This window comes from Bacillus sp. DHT2 (genome assembly GCF_026241455.1).
Classification (GTDB): Bacteria; Bacillota; Bacilli; order Bacillales; family Bacillaceae_G; genus Bacillus_A; species Bacillus_A pseudomycoides.
Genome location: NZ_JAPHWH010000003.1, coordinates 151,357 through 166,877 on the forward strand (window position 1 = coordinate 151,357; position 15,521 = coordinate 166,877).

The window sequence follows — 15,521 nt, forward strand, 5'->3', positions numbered from 1 at the left end:
ACTTATTTCATTAAATCCACTCTTTTCCATGTTCACGAATGAATTTAATATCGTTTTGATAATGTTCAAGATGTCCTTCATCTATCATTTTTTGAAAATTTATATCGCCTTCTTTGGCTTTTCTTTTCATGTATTTACATAACCCTTCTAATCGTAGCAATACCATCTCCAAATAATCTTCTTCCATACCCTCACCGTAGGATTCAAAAAACAACTTAACTCTTTGTTTTATACGGTCGGCATGCTGTAATAAATTATAATAAACTGCCTCACCTGTTTCAGTATGATAAACTCTACTTAAGGGGACACAAGTATAAAGAGTATAGGCTATGTCCCAAAGTCTTGGACCAGGACCAACAACATCAAAATCAATAATACCTACTGGTTTTTCGTGATTAAAAATAATGTTGTATATTGCAAAATCATTGTGGCATACAACCTCTATTTTATTTGGAGTATTATCCATTGGTTTCCAATCATCTGATAACGGAAAGTCACTCACAGCATCATGGTAAAGACGGAGCATCTTCGCTATTTCTTTTAAAACATCATTAGACCACATGTATTCTTTTAAAGGATAATTACCAGCTTCTCCTTCAATAAATGATAATATCTCTCTATCTTTTTCATCAATACCTAAAAACTTTGGTGCATAACTAAAACCTTTGTTTTCCAAATGATTTAATAGCTTATGAATTTTGGTACTGTCTGGCTTTAATTCTCGTCGAACAGTACCTTCCGAACGATATACGTTTGAAACATTCCCTCCCGTTAGCATTTCTTCGTTTTCGTAGTTTGACATCTGATAATTCCCTCCTCCATTATTAGAAAACTAGACACTCTTAAAACAAATGCCGATTGTTCAACAATCCTGCTCGTTAACGGAACAAGAACCACTTTGCTTGGCTTTATATTTTAACATAAAGTTCCTATTCCTTTTTTTTAACACCTCAAATAGCAACTTTAATCGCATCAAAAATAACGAAATGACAATGGTTATGGTCATCCTGATAATTGATGTGCTATTGCACTTGTTAATTCAACAGTGAAAACCGGATAAACTTTTACATATCAACAAAAAAATCGAGTATAAAACCTTTGTGATTTTACACTCGATTTAGCCTGTCATTTATACGGCTTCTCCATGTTATCTGAACTACTTAAAATTAATAGGACTCTTTTTTAGTTTTGAAAGTAAACTTTAGTATATTAGTCTACTTTCAATACACTGGTTAACTAAATATTTTTCTTTAGCAAAATAAATTGATTTTTTCTATCCCTCGTGAATTTCTTTAATGCTTTTTCCTTCTAAAAACGCATGTCCCGTTTTAATTTTTTCTACTGTTTCAAATCCATACTTTTCATACACTTTTTCTACTGTTTCGTTAATTGGGATCACCCAAAGATTATCTAGTCCTCTATTCATTACTTCACTTTGAATAAAGTGAATAAGTTCACCTATTAACCCTTTACCTCTAAACTTTTCAATTGTAGCTACACTTTCCATTCGGGCCTGTTTTTCATGTTCAAAAATACAAGCGATGGAACATGCTACTCCATTGTATCTAAGTAGATAGTGAGTGAATGCTGGATGTTGGAATTCATCTTGAAAAGCTTTTTTTCTAACTTCGCCTCCTAACTCTTTTATATTACATTCAATATCTAAAGCTTCTTCAAAATTTAATTCAGATACCTTTTCAATAGTAACTTTTTCATTTTTATCTTTTTTAGTTAATTTCTTATTCCATAATTGGACTGGACTTATTAATTCTTCAAACCCAAAATTCTTTATTTGTAATTCAGAAATCAGTTTTTCTTGCATATCTAAGTTGTATATATAAAATCTAGGTACTATATTTTTAGTCTTATAGAAATGGACTACTTCATCTACTATCGTTTGTGGATTTAAACTTACTACACTTACATGTGCATGATTTGCATCATAATAATATGGGTTACTTTCATTACAAAATATAGAACCCCATGATTTCTCTATTTATTTCTTCAATATCTTCTGTTCTCTATTATACATTTTAATATTTTAATTTTCAGTTTTTTAGTTAAAATATATCTCATACCTTCAAAAAAATATTTTCAAGCAAAAATGAATGTAAACTTTTTATTATTAGTTTATATTCAAATCCCCTAATCATTAACTTTATCCCAATTCCCCTGATATCATCAAAATACAGAACAAAAGTATACATTTGAAATACTGTAAATAAAGATTTAATAGAATATCTGAACAAAAAACAATCTTATTATTTATCTTTAAATATGGTAACACATGCGTTAGTCAGGAGAAATGCCAGTTTGCAGATTTATCTATAAATCGAAAATCCTCATATCCTTGTGACAAAATTTCTTGTTGTATATTTGGAAAATCCTCTATATTATTTACGAAAACTGCTATCTCATAACAATCTATAATTACAAACATTAAACTACATTTACTATTTAAAAATTCAGGGATAGTATTCACTGAAGTATTACTTATTTCGAATGTTGGTATTTCGTGTAAGTACGCTCTAAGGTTTAAAAATATTGGATAAAAATCTGTTGTCGTTAACGCTTCTTTTAACTTACTTCCAGTTTCAAACTCTTTGTTATCTAAAAAGTTGTTATCACCGTATTTATTATTAGTGAATACTAAACAATCGTTTACAGGAATGTGCCAATTATAATTCTCTATTTTGATGAATAATTCTAATATGCTCTCTATTCGCAAGTTGCCTTTTTCCATAGGAATTTTGAAAAACAAACCAATTTTCTCCATTTTTCACTCCATCCTTTTGCTTTTTAAGATACTTACAAATACATCTTTTATATTTGCTGTTATCGCGTCAAACCCCTTCATTAATATATTAAAATTATAAGAAAATACTGAGAAAAATACATCCTTATTAACATAACACCACTTCTCGGTAGCAAACATGTTAATGCCGTAATTACATAAAGAAAAAGAATCCCTTATGATTTCTGGGATTCTTTTTCTTGTTTAAAGTTTGCTCACACAAATGATCTGCACATCAATTCGGTTTTGATATACAGATCATTTGTATGATAATTTTTATAAATAAGTGCAGAGAATTCTATTAGATGAATGCTTTTAGAAGTGTTGCTACTAATGGAATTACTCCACCTAAGAATGATAAAACTGCCATTGCGATTGCCATATTATTTCCTCCTCTTATTTTGTATAGTAAGATAATGAACCTACATTACTGCTTTTAGAAGTTCTGCTACGAATGGGATGATTCCACCTACAAATTTTAAAACTGCCATTGCGATTGCCATATTATTTCCTCCTCTTATTTTGTATAGTAAGATGTTGTAAATCTTTATACTCCTATAATAGTAAGCGCTTACATATATATCAATACATTTCGATATGCAATATTTCATATGATATGCGTTGGTTTTATTGCTATAAACTTAATCAAACTCATTTATCCTCACATTATTTATTTCTCTGTTTCCATACCCCATTCTTTTTACGATAAGTGTTCTTGCCATTCATAAAGTCAGCTGTATTGCCAGGAATGCTATATTTCTTATTCTTTTTCTTAGTCTTCTTCTTCAACCGCTTCTCTTCTTGAACAGCTTGTAAATCCGCCTTCCATTGCCTTAACAAAACCTTTTCTCTTCGCACCGAATTTATACCCCTTAGTTTAAATTACCCACCAAAGGTAAAAATTCTATTTTTCAACATAAATATCCTCTTATTTGAATATTAAATGTTTCCGCATCCTCCTGCACCTGGATAAACGAACGAAAAGGAATCTGGGAGTTGAAATGCCGTTGAATCTAAAATACGAATACGCTTGAAAACAGAAGTATATGGAGAAGAAACTTTGAACTTCTTGAGCAAATAGTTGTAATTCATCAGATACAGAAATAGACATACAAACACGCCATCCTTTCCTATGATTCTACAGAAAGAATAGCGTATTTTTTCATTTTAGGGAGGATTTTGTTTTATTAGCTTAATAGCATTGGGTTGTCAACAAAATCCCAAAAACTCCCAATTTTTTTAGAGTAAGTTGGGAGTTTTTGAACCAGAAAGGTATATTTATAAAAACTATGACAAAATTTATTCGTTTTTCCTTTTTACCTACTTGCTAAATTCAGCAAGTAAAATATTTTTAAAACAATCAGGACTGTTAGCTTTACCCATACTGTTCAAATTGACGGCCAACGTATGCTTGCCTCCAAGTGTACCCCCAGCAAAAGTAACAAACCCTGGAATGCTACCTGTGTGTCCCCATATCGAGACACCGTTTGGAAGCTTAGTTTCATAGATTCCAAGACCATATCCGCCGATTTCAGCACTTCCTGTTGGAACTGTAGTAAGCATTTGTTTTAATTGCTGTTCCTTCAGTAATTTGCCACTGAGTAAGTAAGAGAAGAATTTGTTTAAGTCGTCAGCAGTAGAAATCATATCTCCAGCCGAGCTAGCTATACTTGGGTTATAATAAGTAACGTCTTTTAGCTCACTTGCTCCGTCTGGTTGGAAATATCCACGAGCATGCTTGGTGCCTGGAATAACGCTTGAATTGCCAGGTAGGAATGTATTCGACAATTCAAGCGGTTCAATAATCCGATTTTCAATCTCTTCCGCATAGCTGTTCCCGGTTACTTTTTCAATAAGGATACCCAGTAATACGTATCCTGTGTCTGAATAAGACCAGCCCTTTCCTGGGGCAAAGTCTGGAGGCAGAGAAAGCCCAATCTTCACTATTTCTTCAGCGGTATATGTTTTTTTGGTATTCATCATATCAGCGTCTTTTGACCTTAAGTATTCAGCGATACCACTTGTATGGTTCAATATCTGCCGGATAGTAATCTGGTTACCATCATATCCGTTTCCTTGAATGACACCAGGCAACCATTTTTCGATGGAGTCGTCTAGATTCAGGCGGTTCTCTCCAGCTAATTGAAGTAGAACTGTTGCAATGAACGTCTTCGTCACGCTGCCAATGCGAAAGCGAAAATCTGTTTTCATTGGTTTCTTGGTGCTCAGATTCGCTACCCCAGCGGCATAACCCCACGTTTTTCCATCCTCGGAAGTTTTAGCAAGTATCCCCGGGATTCCAAGTTGCAATGTATCCCGCATTGCTTGCTTGACGGAATTACGATCTCGTTGAGTACTTGTTTGTAACGAACTAGATACATTTTGAGTGGACTCTGCTTTTACAATTGAGGCTGGCGTTGTGTATAACAGGGAACTTCCAGCTATTAAAAGGGCCAGACTTGCAAATGTAATTTGACTACGTGTTTTCATAAGGCATTCCTCTCCTCTATTCATATTGTATAGGTGGTTGCTTGCTGTTTCATACTAACGACACAGCTATCATCTCCACCAATGACAAAAGGTCAACATTGAATTCGTAATCATCTTCATAATTATTATTTTTACAAACGCCATTCTGTCCTAACAAACGGTAAATCCCTCTTTTTCCACATGTATGTTGACCCCAGAATTTACTTCTTTTCCTTGAAACACTCTTGTTACTGGTTTGTTTTTCATATATAAGTCACATCTATTCCGCCTTTCACGCCTCGTTATATTTTTATCATATACAATAAAAATCTCTTTTTTCTTACCCATTCCTTACAAATTACTTACGTTCAAAATAGCTCCTATAATAGGGTAGAAGGAGCATCTGTGCCGGAAAGTTCAAAGTATTTTCCAATAAATATATGAATCAAAAAGAAACACAGAGGTTTTTCACTTCTATGTTTCTTTTTTTCGTCCTTTAAATATTAAAGGTTTACTCTTAACAGGGTGAATTCCGGCTCTTTTCTAATGTAATTTTTCTTCTTGCGATACAACATAAATGACATTGTGCTGCATGAAACACTCCTAACGTTGTTAAAATCACTTGTTTCTAAGTCGAAATTTATTTAACCTAGGGGGGTACTCCATATCTATCAACTTAAGAAAAGTAAACATCCCCAAAACGAAAAAATGAGCTGACTTCTCAAAGTAACTACCTGTAGAAAAAGAAAATGTTCATTTAGGGGGTACATTAAAACCTTAACTTGATGGACGTTTGGCGGGACCTCATAAAGGCATAAGAAGCTTGATGATCTCGTTTTTTACGAAATGATATAGTGATGAGCTCTTATAGCTTATACAAAAAGAAAGAGCATCTAATCCTAATAGATCAGATGCTCAAACACGGATAATATATCTGTCAAGTTCCTAACATACTATATTACTTAGTAATAATTTACTTCTTATGAGATTGTAAATCATTTTTAATTACATCCCAAAGTGGATTATCTTGACGTATTGGTTTACCCTCTTCATCCCATTTTATTTTTCCTGTTCCTAATTCATAATTCATTCCTGTCCAAGTATCTTCACGGAATGCATAGAATGATTTGTGCCACCCTTTCTGATTGAATATAGAAATTAAGTCCTGCATGTATTGAGGTGCTCCAGGAACAGTACGGTTAATTCCAAATTCCTCAGCAATGATTCGATTAGATGGTACATGATTTTTCTTAGACCAATTTTGCACAGGCTGTAAGAATTTATTTAATCCATCTTTATCCCACATCATAGGTTTTTCTACATCTCCTACTTTTACAATTCCAGGATATTGATACTCTTTATTTTGATTTTCACGCTGACTTGTTAATTGATATGGCTCATACATATGAAATGCATACAATGTCTTCTTATCTTTAACTGGTTTAAGATATTTAAAAGCCCAAGGTGTGGCATATAGGCCTGAATCTAAAATAATGGGTGTTTCTTTATCTACTTCACGAATTGAAGTAACAACTTTTTGATAAAATTTATTTAAATCTGCTGGGGTCCCCTTCACTTTTGAATACCATTTCTCATAATCTTCCGTCCAAAAATCATTATATCTATTTTTCTTAGATGTTTCTGGGTGTGGCTCATTTATAATATTGTAGCCAACCACAGCAGGATGATCCTTTAATTCAAGAGCAAGGTCCTTCCAAAATTGGCTTGCTTGTTCTTGATATTTCTCTTCCTCCCAGATTCTATCATCATTCTGATTATTATTAAATTGGCGCCAACGGTCACCAGGTAATGAAAGCATTGTAAGTACAACTTTAATCCCTTGTGATTGTGCAGCATCTAAATCTGTTTTTAATTTTGCTACATCCTCTTTCACTAATCCTTGATAGTTATCTGCATTACCGATAAGAAAATCTTTTCCTGGTGTATCTGGTTTGTCACCAGAGAAGAAAGCTTTATCTTTTGCCCATTTATCAGGTGCTAAACGAACATATTCAATATGAGCCTCCTTTGCACTCTTGTAATTCTCAGGTAATGAAGTGCTATTCATAAAATTAGTACCTGTTCTTTTAGAATTCCAAAAATCCATTTTGGAATCTGCACATTTGTATGTCTCAGCTTTCACATTCATTTCTTGCATCCCTAAACTTAGTATGCCCATTAATGCAACTATCGGTATGATTTTTTTCATAACTTCTCCCTCTTTCTATGTTAGTTACCTATATAAAATAAATCACTTATGTTACAGAAAAGTGACAATTTCAAAAAAACATATTTTATTGATCTATAGAACTCTTTTAGGAATTTGAAAAACATAAAATTCTTTCCTTTACTTACTCATATCTTATATTTTGTGTAACTGCCTCGAACTCTAAATACCTTGGTAGTCTTAAGTTTATAAACATTTTATTTTGAGTTACACAACATATAAAAGACTGTTAACTACACTATTTGGCGTACCATCACATAGCCATCAAGCTAATATTTTAAAGTGTCATCAAAACGAAAAAAGAAAATCGTACATTTGAACATAAATTAACTAGTTCCCTGTCGGCTTAGTGACAAAGTTCTTGCTGTAGAACGCAAAGTAAAAAACACAGAGGTATTCACATCTGTGTTTTTTCAAGTTTCGGATGATTAATCGTTCTATATAAAGAATATTAAGGGATTCCAGTTCCTTCAACTATTTCTTTAATGTAGGATTTCTGACTATCATACATAGGTAATGCAATTGAGAGTCTATCTTTTTCTAAATTTGGTCTGCTTGTATTTTACTATTTTTTTCATTTTTCTACTTACTTTTAAACCTTCGCCATACCCCTTATACAATAAAAAGCATTGAAACCATTCATGACCTTTACAACAGAACCACCCACCAGCCTATCTAAAGTTGATAAAGCTTATCTATTATCTTTTCGATTTCACCTTATGATTCTAAGCAAGGAAGGGGAACCTTCATTTTTTTATTCCGCTTTATGAACATCGGAACTAAAATCCCTCATTTCTTTATTTTATCTGCATTTCATCTGCATCTGTGTCCACTAAACTACATAATTGTAAGATGTATTTATGAAAATAGACTCATAAAAAAGAGGGATCCACGAATGAAAATAAACAAAAGTCGATCATATATTGGGAATGTTTTTTTGGATCGCGACCATCGATCCTTGAATAAACTTCAAGATAAAAAAAAATCCCCAACAAAATTTCGGGATTTTATGCAAAAGGATACAAGTATAGCATTATTGTTCCTTCTACCAAGTACAATTGGTTTTTCAATTTTTTATCTGATTCCATTTGTAATGGGAATGATTTATTCGTTAATGGACGGTACTACTGATGGTTCTTTTGTCGGTTTAGCCAATTATAAAGAACTGCTAGGTAGTGCTTCTTTTCTCAAAGCAGCAACGAATACGTTTTGGTTTACCGCAGTGAGTGTACCTCTCATCATCATTATCTCCTTATTACTGGCACTTTGTTTGAATCAAAATGTATATATTCAAAATTGGTTACGAAGCGCGTTTGTATTACCACTTGTCGTTCCTGTCGCTTCCATTGTTATGCTCTGGCAGATTTTATTCGATTGGAACGGTACGTTTAACGTATGGATGCACAATATGGGGTTTGAACGAATTGATTGGATGAAATCAAATTGGGCAATTATTGTCTTATCAATTGTATATCTATGGAAAAATATCGGGTACAACATTATTTTATTCTTAGCAGCTTTACAAAATATCCCAAAAGAGTATTACGAAACTGCAGAAATTGAAGGTGCAGGTCGTATGCATACATTTTTAAATATTACACTCATTTATTTAACACCAACAATGTTCTTTGTCATATTAATGTCGATTATCAATTCGTTTAAAGTCTTTCGAGAAGCATACTTGATTGCTGGAAGTATACCACATGACAGTATGTACATGATGCAGCATTATATGAACAATATGTTCGTGTCGCTTGATATTCAAAAGTTGACAGCGGCTGCCACGTTGATGGTGGCGGTTATTTCTATCCTTGTATTCGTATTGTTTGCAATAGAACGTCGTTTTCGAAAGTTTATGAATTAGGTGGGAAAAGCAGATGAAAAAAGAAAATGTATTTCGTAAATGGATTTTAACGCTATTTTTGACAATATTAGCGGTCATGATGCTATTTCCAATCGTATTTACCTTGACCAATTCATTCATGACTGAGCATGAGATTGGATCCAATTATGATTCTATTGGAGAAGTGAAAAAGGATACACCTTTCATTAATTTAAAATTAATCCCAGATTTAGTGTCATTTGAACAGTATGGAACAGTATTAGTGAAAAATCCGACATTCTTAAAAATGTTTTGGAATTCAGTATTCATGGTTGTACCAATAATAGTAGGTCAAGTAATCGTTGCATCGTTTGCAGCCTATGTCTTTGCTAAGATTCAATTTCGAGGAAGAGACAAGTTGTTTATCGTTTATCTTTTGACGATGCTCATGCCATTCCAAGTTACGCTCGTACCAAATTATATCATGGCGGATAAACTTGGAATTTTGAACAGTATAGCGTCTATTATTCTTCCAGGAATCTTTGGGGCATTCGGTGTATTTATGCTCCGACAGTTCATGTTGCATATCCCGGATGCGTATATAGAGGCAGCTAAGATGGATGGAGCTGGCCATATTACAATCTTTTTTAAGATTATTCTTCCTCTTATTCGTCCTGGAATTGCTGCTCTTATTGTCTTATTATTTGCGGATTATTGGAATATGATCGAACAGCCGCTTATTTTTCTGAATGATGAATCCAAACATCCATTATCGCTCTATTTATCAAAAATTAACAAAGAGGCACGTGGGGTTGGGTTTTCTGCTTCTATTCTGTATATGACCCCAATGATACTTTTATTTTTATATGCGCAGTCCTATTTTATTAAGGGAATTCAGTTATCAGGTGTGAAGGAATAATGAAGAATTACAATGTAAACATTCCTTCGGAAAGATTTTAGGAGGGGACACAATGGAATATAGAACGGAACAAGACGTCACAAGGAAAAAACGAAATATTAAAATCATTTCCAGTGTATTTATAGGGCTTTTAATTATCCTTACACTCTTTAGCAATACGTTAGCGAATTGGAATTTGCCAAAGGTTATTACAGAGAAGCCAAAAAATAGTGAGCTTAAACAAACGTTTACAGGTAATGGCGAATTACAGCCACAAGAAGAAGCAAAGTTAAGTAATAGTAGCATAGAGGCGAAAGTGAAAGAGGTACATGTAAAAGAAGGAGACCGTGTCAAAAAAAATCAATTATTAGTGACATACGATAGTAAAAAGAGTGAACAAGTAATTCTTGATGAAGAAGCAACTCTTCAAATTCAAAAGTTAGCACTGAATGACGCTCAAGCAAATTATAATGAAGCAAAAAAAAATCAACAAGAAAACAAATCAAATGATCAACCAAATAATCAGCAAGAAAACAACTCAAATAGTCAACCCAATGGGAGGATAAGTGAGACAAGTTTACAAAGTCTCAAAACAGCTGTGGAGAGCAAAAAAATTGAGATTAGTACGCAAGAAAGAAAAATTAAAAGTTTAAAAGAAGAATTAGAAATGAGCAAGAAGCTGATCGCTCCTTTCGATGGAGTTGTTACAAAAATAAATGCAAAGAAGGATCAGCTTTCTACGAGAGATGAAGGTGATGTAATTCTCTCTGATGAGAGTAAAGGCTTTAAGGTTGAAGTACAAGTACCTGCTGATTTAGCCACGCACTTGAAGGTTGGGGAAAAGATAAATTTGAAAGGAAATGCTAAATCCTTAGAAGGTGAACTTATAGAGATTAAAAATATAGAAAGCAATGAAAATCAGAGACCAGAAGAACAAGGTAAACAGCAAGATGAACAAAAGGATGAACAAAAAGGTGAACAAAAAGGTGAACCAAAAGATGAACAGCAATTTCAACAAACATCAGCAACTCCACAACCACAGAAACGTATTCTTGTAAAAGTACAAGGAGAAGAACTGAAAAAAGGGGAGCAGGTAGAAGCTACACTGACTAAACAATTGGCTAAAGGCGTGGTTATACCAAATAAGGTGATTAAGAAGGAAGGACAGAGAACATTTGTCTATACAATAGAAGAAAAAAAAGGCCCTTTAGGTAATGCCTTTTATATAGAAGAGTCTCCTATTACTGTTGGTGAATCCAACGGACAAGAAACAGTCGTGTTAGAAGGAGTATATGAGAAAGATCAAATTGTTTTACAAACCAGTGAACCTTTGAAAAAAGGAGAACGAGTAAAGATAAAATAACAAAAATAAGGAGCGAATTTAAAATGAAAAAGGTTTGTATGATGCTAGTAGCAAGTCTATCAATCAGCTTCGTGGCAGGTTGCGGAAATAATGATAGTAAAGGAGAGAGAAAAACAAAAGATGGAAAAACGATAGTCGAAGTGTCGACTTTAGGTGATACTAAATCCCTAAAACAGGCAGAGAAGCTATATGAACAAAAGAATCCTAAAATTGACATCCAGATAAAAGGTGCTTTTCCGGAAGATGGATCAAAGACAGAAGCATCAAAGACAGACGAGACCTCTGCTGAGAAAATCATTAGTAAGGTGAATACAGAATTTTTATCGGGTAAAGGATCCGATGTGATTGTACTAGACGGTTTGCCTGCGGACAAGTATGGGAAGAAAGGCTTGCTTACAGACTTAAGTAAAATGATGGAACAGGATAAATCTTTTGATAAAAATCAATATTTTAATAGCATTTTAGATAATTCGAAAACAGGTGAAAAACTTTATGGTATTCCATTATATTTTTGGTTGAGTGGACTGCTTGGGGATGATAAAGCGATACAACAATCTGGAGTAAAAGTGAATGACAAAGAGTGGACTTGGAGTGAGTTCACAAGCATTGGAAAAGAATTAGCAAGCAAAGGAACACATACACATGTTATTGGAAATACTCCTCCGGAACAAATGCTGCAATTTCTGGTGCAAGATCATTACAGTAAGTTAGTAGATAAAGCAAGTGGACAAGCAAAGTTCCAGTCTGATTTATTTGTACAGATGCTGGAAGACGTAAAGAAGATGTATGAACAGAAAATAGTCACTGCAGATTCTGTGGCTTTAGGAGAAGCATATTTTGTCCCAGCACCAATCATGTCGGTAGAAGAATATTTCAGTTTTGGATATAGCTTGGGTATAACAGAGTCAAAAATGTATCAAAAACCACATATAGCTGGACAAAAAAAGGGAGTTGCTTTTACACCGAACACAACAGTAGGTATAAATGCGAAATCTCCGGTTAAAAAGGAAGCTTGGAATTTTCTTAAGTTTTTAATGTCTGAGGAGGGCCAGGGGGCCCATGCAACAGGTAATGTATTTCCAATTAATAAAACTGCATTCGAGAAACAAATCAAAACACTGAAGGAAAAAAAGGGAATTGAGGGTCCAGATGGTACTCTGATAAACGTTACTGAGAGCGATATACAAGGATTAGAGAAAATGGTTGCTGAAATAAGCGTTCAGAGCCCACAAAGTACTAAAATTGAATCCATTATTGCTGAGGAGTCCAAGTCATACTTTAGTGGTCAAAAATCAGCTAAGGATGTAGCAGCACTAATCCAAAATCGAGTGACGACATATATAAACGAATAAACTATATATAATTCACGACAGGTAGTAGCAATTAAAGTGAAAATAACTAGCAAAGTGGGGATTAGAATTGAAGAGGAATAAAATGATTCTGATGTTATGTAGTAGCATATTGCTAACTGGTATGGTGGCATGTAGTAACAACAGTGATGAGAGTCCAGTGAAAACTGTTGATCAAAAAAAGAGTGCAGAAAAAATGGAATCAGCTTCTAAAGAAGCATCTGTTGAGGAAACTAAACTTTCTATAGAAGATACACTTTCAAAAGAAGATCAAGAAATTGTTGATGTATTGTTTAATACGGTCCCTGAGATAAAATCATATTATCAAAAAGACAAAGAATACACGGTTTCATTAACAGCAGAAGTTACAAAACCCAATCTAAATTCAACGGATAATAAGGAGAAAGAATATTATAAAGTGCATTTTGAAGGAAAGGTATTAGGCGGTTGGGAGTTTTATGTGAAACCAGATAATAAAGAGGTTTTATTTAAAGGAATATTTGTAGGAAATAAGGGTCTTTATACTCTTGAAGAGTTCAAAAAAGAAGCAAATGAAACGGATGATTTCTATGCAAAACTGAAAGAGAAAGTGCCGGAGTTTAGAAAAGATGTAAAAACAACTGTAGCAAAAAAACTACAAAGTAAAGTAGCAAAAAAACAAGAAATTAGTGATGAAGAAATCCTAGCGTATCTAGATGAGGTTGCGGAACCGGAGTTTACAGTATGGAACCAAGCTATAGGGCAAAAAGGACTAGACATTAAAAAAGATAGAAAAGTAATCAAACCAGATCCAAGTGCAAAAGATCCACTGAAGAAGGATTTTTATCAAGTTGAAATGTTAAAAGAAACTTTCCTTATTAAACCTACTTTTGAAGAAAAGGATATATATTTGGTTCGAGTTCAACCTATTGAGAAGCCGGGGAAAGAAGTAAATTCATTACAAGTTTCTCGTTTTATAACATTTTCTATGGAAGCGATTAGCCAGAATGAAGCTAACAAAAAATAAATGTAACTATTCAGTTACTCAATAAGACGACATGCCCAATAAACCGTGCCATATATGGTTACAATAGGACCATTGTTTCATATAAATCCACGATGAATAAGAGAAACTGCACAAAATTAGACGGCGGTTTCTCTTATTCTACTTTTGAGCCCAAGGGATTTTTTTGGTTTCCTATACTTGTCTTATGGCTTGAAATACAGACTGGTCCCCTAAATCTATACAATAGAGTTTCTAAAGTATTATTGTTCGTTCGAATAGATGGAAAAAGTGTGTGAGGTTGAGCATGAATACGGGAATTTTGAATTCATACTATATCTTTAAACATACAAGGAAAACAAAAATGATAAAAACATATATAGCTTTTTATTGCAGGAGGTAACAACATGACAGAGGTAGTATTAAAAAATATTTATAAAATATATGACAATCAAGTAGCAGCGGTGGAGAATTTTAATCTTCATATTCAAGATAAAGAATTTATAGTGTTTGTTGGTCCTTCTGGATGTGGTAAGTCGACCACTTTACGTATGATTGCCGGATTAGAGGGGATTTCACAAGGAGATTTATACATTGATGAAAAATATGTGAATGACATACCACCAAAGGACCGTGACATCGCAATGGTATTCCAAAATTATGCCCTCTATCCTCATATGACCGTGTATGATAATATGGCATTTGGTTTAAAAATTCGTAAGTTACCAAAAGATGAAATTGAGCGTCGTGTTCAAAACGCAGCAAGAGTTCTTGGATTAGAAGAACTTTTAAAACGGAAGCCAAACGCGTTATCCGGTGGTCAAAGACAACGTGTTGCTTTAGGGCGTGCCATTGTCCGTGATGCAAAAGTATTTTTAATGGATGAGCCATTATCAAATCTAGATGCAAAACTACGTGTTACCATGCGCTCTGAAATTTCAAAACTGCATCATCGCTTACAAACAACAACCATTTATGTTACGCATGACCAAACTGAGGCTATGACAATGGCAACGCGCCTTGTGGTTATGAAAGATGGACGGATACAACAGGTTGGTACACCAAAAGAAGTCTATGAATATCCCGAAAACGTATTTGTTGGTGGATTTATTGGTTCACCAGCCATGAACTTCTTTACGGGAAAAGTGGAAAATGGAAATTTTATTTTAGGTCATATCAAACTGAGTATTCCAGAAAAAAAATTAGAAGCACTACGTGAACAAGGTTATGAAAATAAAAACATAATTCTTGGCATTCGCCCGGAACATATCTATGATAATCCAAGTATGCTAGAAACATTGCCTGATTATATTATAAATATAAAAATTGAAGTTGCAGAATTGCTTGGAGCCGAATCGATGATCTATGCTACGTTACACAATCAATCCTTTATTGCACGTTTAGATACGCGTAATGATTATCAAACAGGAGAGGCTATGCAACTTGTATTTGATATGGACAAAGTACATTTCTTTGATACCGAAACACAACTACGTATTAAATAAAATTGTATCTTTTTGCAACAGAACGCACCATATTATTTCGGGAATTTTATACATTTAGATACAAATCAACCTATTCTCTTTACGTTAAAGAAAAGGTAAAGATACTATCAAA

General features: G+C 33.8%; 13 protein-coding genes and 1 pseudogene. 6 read left to right on the plus strand and 8 right to left on the minus strand.

Annotated elements, in window-relative coordinates; all coding sequences use genetic code 11:
- Window positions 1–10: 10 nt before the first annotated feature.
- The 8 genes and pseudogenes from ORL93_RS09670 to ORL93_RS09700 form a co-directional block, all read right to left on the minus strand.
- Window positions 11–802, minus strand: coding sequence for a phosphotransferase (locus ORL93_RS09670; protein ID WP_006093767.1), 792 nt, complete (start codon window positions 800–802; stop codon window positions 11–13).
- 471 nt (window positions 803–1,273) lie between these two features.
- Window positions 1,274–1,996 (minus strand): annotated as a pseudogene (locus ORL93_RS09675) (GNAT family N-acetyltransferase); the annotation flags it as partial.
- Window positions 1,997–2,296: 300 nt separating this feature from the next.
- Entirely contained in the window at window positions 2,297–2,776 is a 480-nt protein-coding gene (locus ORL93_RS09680) for a DUF2691 family protein (protein WP_006093764.1), read from the minus strand.
- 440 nt (window positions 2,777–3,216) lie between these two features.
- Window positions 3,217–3,405, minus strand: a complete 189-nt coding sequence (locus ORL93_RS31250; RefSeq protein WP_309534059.1) for a hypothetical protein — start codon at window positions 3,403–3,405, stop codon at window positions 3,217–3,219.
- Window positions 3,406–3,460: 55 nt separating this feature from the next.
- Complete coding sequence (locus ORL93_RS09685) at window positions 3,461–3,652, minus strand: hypothetical protein (RefSeq protein WP_006097732.1); 192 nt, start codon at window positions 3,650–3,652, stop codon at window positions 3,461–3,463.
- An 81-nt stretch (window positions 3,653–3,733) separates the two neighbouring features.
- Window positions 3,734–3,886 (minus strand): hypothetical protein, encoded by a 153-nt coding sequence (locus ORL93_RS09690; protein ID WP_170959271.1) that lies wholly within the window; start codon window positions 3,884–3,886, stop codon window positions 3,734–3,736.
- A 228-nt stretch (window positions 3,887–4,114) separates the two neighbouring features.
- Complete coding sequence (locus tag ORL93_RS09695) at window positions 4,115–5,284, minus strand: serine hydrolase domain-containing protein (protein ID WP_078211719.1); 1,170 nt, start codon at window positions 5,282–5,284, stop codon at window positions 4,115–4,117.
- 952 nt (window positions 5,285–6,236) lie between these two features.
- Window positions 6,237–7,472, minus strand: a complete 1,236-nt coding sequence (locus tag ORL93_RS09700; protein WP_006097067.1) for a glycoside hydrolase family 5 protein — start codon at window positions 7,470–7,472, stop codon at window positions 6,237–6,239.
- Window positions 7,473–8,385: 913 nt separating this feature from the next.
- On the opposite strand from ORL93_RS09700, the gene ORL93_RS09705 reads away from it, so the two are divergent.
- The 6 genes from ORL93_RS09705 (at window position 8,386) to ORL93_RS09730 (ending at window position 15,409) form a co-directional block, all read left to right on the plus strand.
- Window positions 8,386–9,354 carry a carbohydrate ABC transporter permease gene (locus ORL93_RS09705; RefSeq protein WP_078211720.1) on the plus strand — a complete coding sequence of 323 codons (969 nt, stop codon included), beginning with the start codon at window positions 8,386–8,388 and terminating at the stop codon, window positions 9,352–9,354.
- Window positions 9,355–9,367: 13 nt separating this feature from the next.
- Entirely contained in the window at window positions 9,368–10,231 is an 864-nt protein-coding gene (locus tag ORL93_RS09710) for a carbohydrate ABC transporter permease (RefSeq protein WP_018783149.1), read from the plus strand.
- A gap of 52 nt (window positions 10,232–10,283) precedes the next feature.
- A complete protein-coding gene (locus ORL93_RS09715; protein ID WP_040119257.1) occupies window positions 10,284–11,573 on the plus strand; it encodes an efflux RND transporter periplasmic adaptor subunit in 1,290 nt (429 codons plus the stop codon).
- A 23-nt stretch (window positions 11,574–11,596) separates the two neighbouring features.
- The gene (locus ORL93_RS09720; protein ID WP_040119256.1) at window positions 11,597–12,925 is read left to right on the plus strand and encodes an ABC transporter substrate-binding protein; all 1,329 of its coding nucleotides are present in this window, start codon (window positions 11,597–11,599) and stop codon (window positions 12,923–12,925) included.
- An 82-nt stretch (window positions 12,926–13,007) separates the two neighbouring features.
- Entirely contained in the window at window positions 13,008–13,928 is a 921-nt protein-coding gene (locus ORL93_RS09725; RefSeq protein ID WP_018783152.1) for a hypothetical protein, read from the plus strand.
- 383 nt (window positions 13,929–14,311) lie between these two features.
- Window positions 14,312–15,409 (plus strand): ABC transporter ATP-binding protein, encoded by a 1,098-nt coding sequence (locus ORL93_RS09730; protein WP_018783153.1) that lies wholly within the window; start codon window positions 14,312–14,314, stop codon window positions 15,407–15,409.
- Window positions 15,410–15,521 lie beyond the last annotated feature (112 nt).

Excerpts from the sequence above, each read along its gene's own strand:
- ORL93_RS09680 (WP_006093764.1), bottom strand. The coding sequence starts at position 2,776 with ATGGAGAAAATTGGTTTGTTTTTCAAAATTCCTATGGAAAAAGGCAAC.
- ORL93_RS09725 (WP_018783152.1), top strand. The coding sequence starts at position 13,008 with ATGATTCTGATGTTATGTAGTAGCATATTGCTAACTGGTATGGTGGCA.
- ORL93_RS09690 (WP_170959271.1), bottom strand. The coding sequence starts at position 3,886 with ATGAATTACAACTATTTGCTCAAGAAGTTCAAAGTTTCTTCTCCATAT.
- ORL93_RS09705 (WP_078211720.1), top strand. The coding sequence starts at position 8,386 with ATGAAAATAAACAAAAGTCGATCATATATTGGGAATGTTTTTTTGGAT.
- ORL93_RS31250 (WP_309534059.1), bottom strand. The coding sequence starts at position 3,405 with ATGAAATATTGCATATCGAAATGTATTGATATATATGTAAGCGCTTAC.
- ORL93_RS09710 (WP_018783149.1), top strand. The coding sequence starts at position 9,368 with ATGAAAAAAGAAAATGTATTTCGTAAATGGATTTTAACGCTATTTTTG.
- ORL93_RS09730 (WP_018783153.1), top strand. The coding sequence starts at position 14,312 with ATGACAGAGGTAGTATTAAAAAATATTTATAAAATATATGACAATCAA.
- ORL93_RS09700 (WP_006097067.1), bottom strand. The coding sequence starts at position 7,472 with ATGAAAAAAATCATACCGATAGTTGCATTAATGGGCATACTAAGTTTA.
- ORL93_RS09720 (WP_040119256.1), top strand. The coding sequence starts at position 11,597 with ATGAAAAAGGTTTGTATGATGCTAGTAGCAAGTCTATCAATCAGCTTC.
- ORL93_RS09715 (WP_040119257.1), top strand. The coding sequence starts at position 10,284 with ATGGAATATAGAACGGAACAAGACGTCACAAGGAAAAAACGAAATATT.
- ORL93_RS09670 (WP_006093767.1), bottom strand. The coding sequence starts at position 802 with ATGTCAAACTACGAAAACGAAGAAATGCTAACGGGAGGGAATGTTTCA.
- ORL93_RS09695 (WP_078211719.1), bottom strand. The coding sequence starts at position 5,284 with ATGAAAACACGTAGTCAAATTACATTTGCAAGTCTGGCCCTTTTAATA.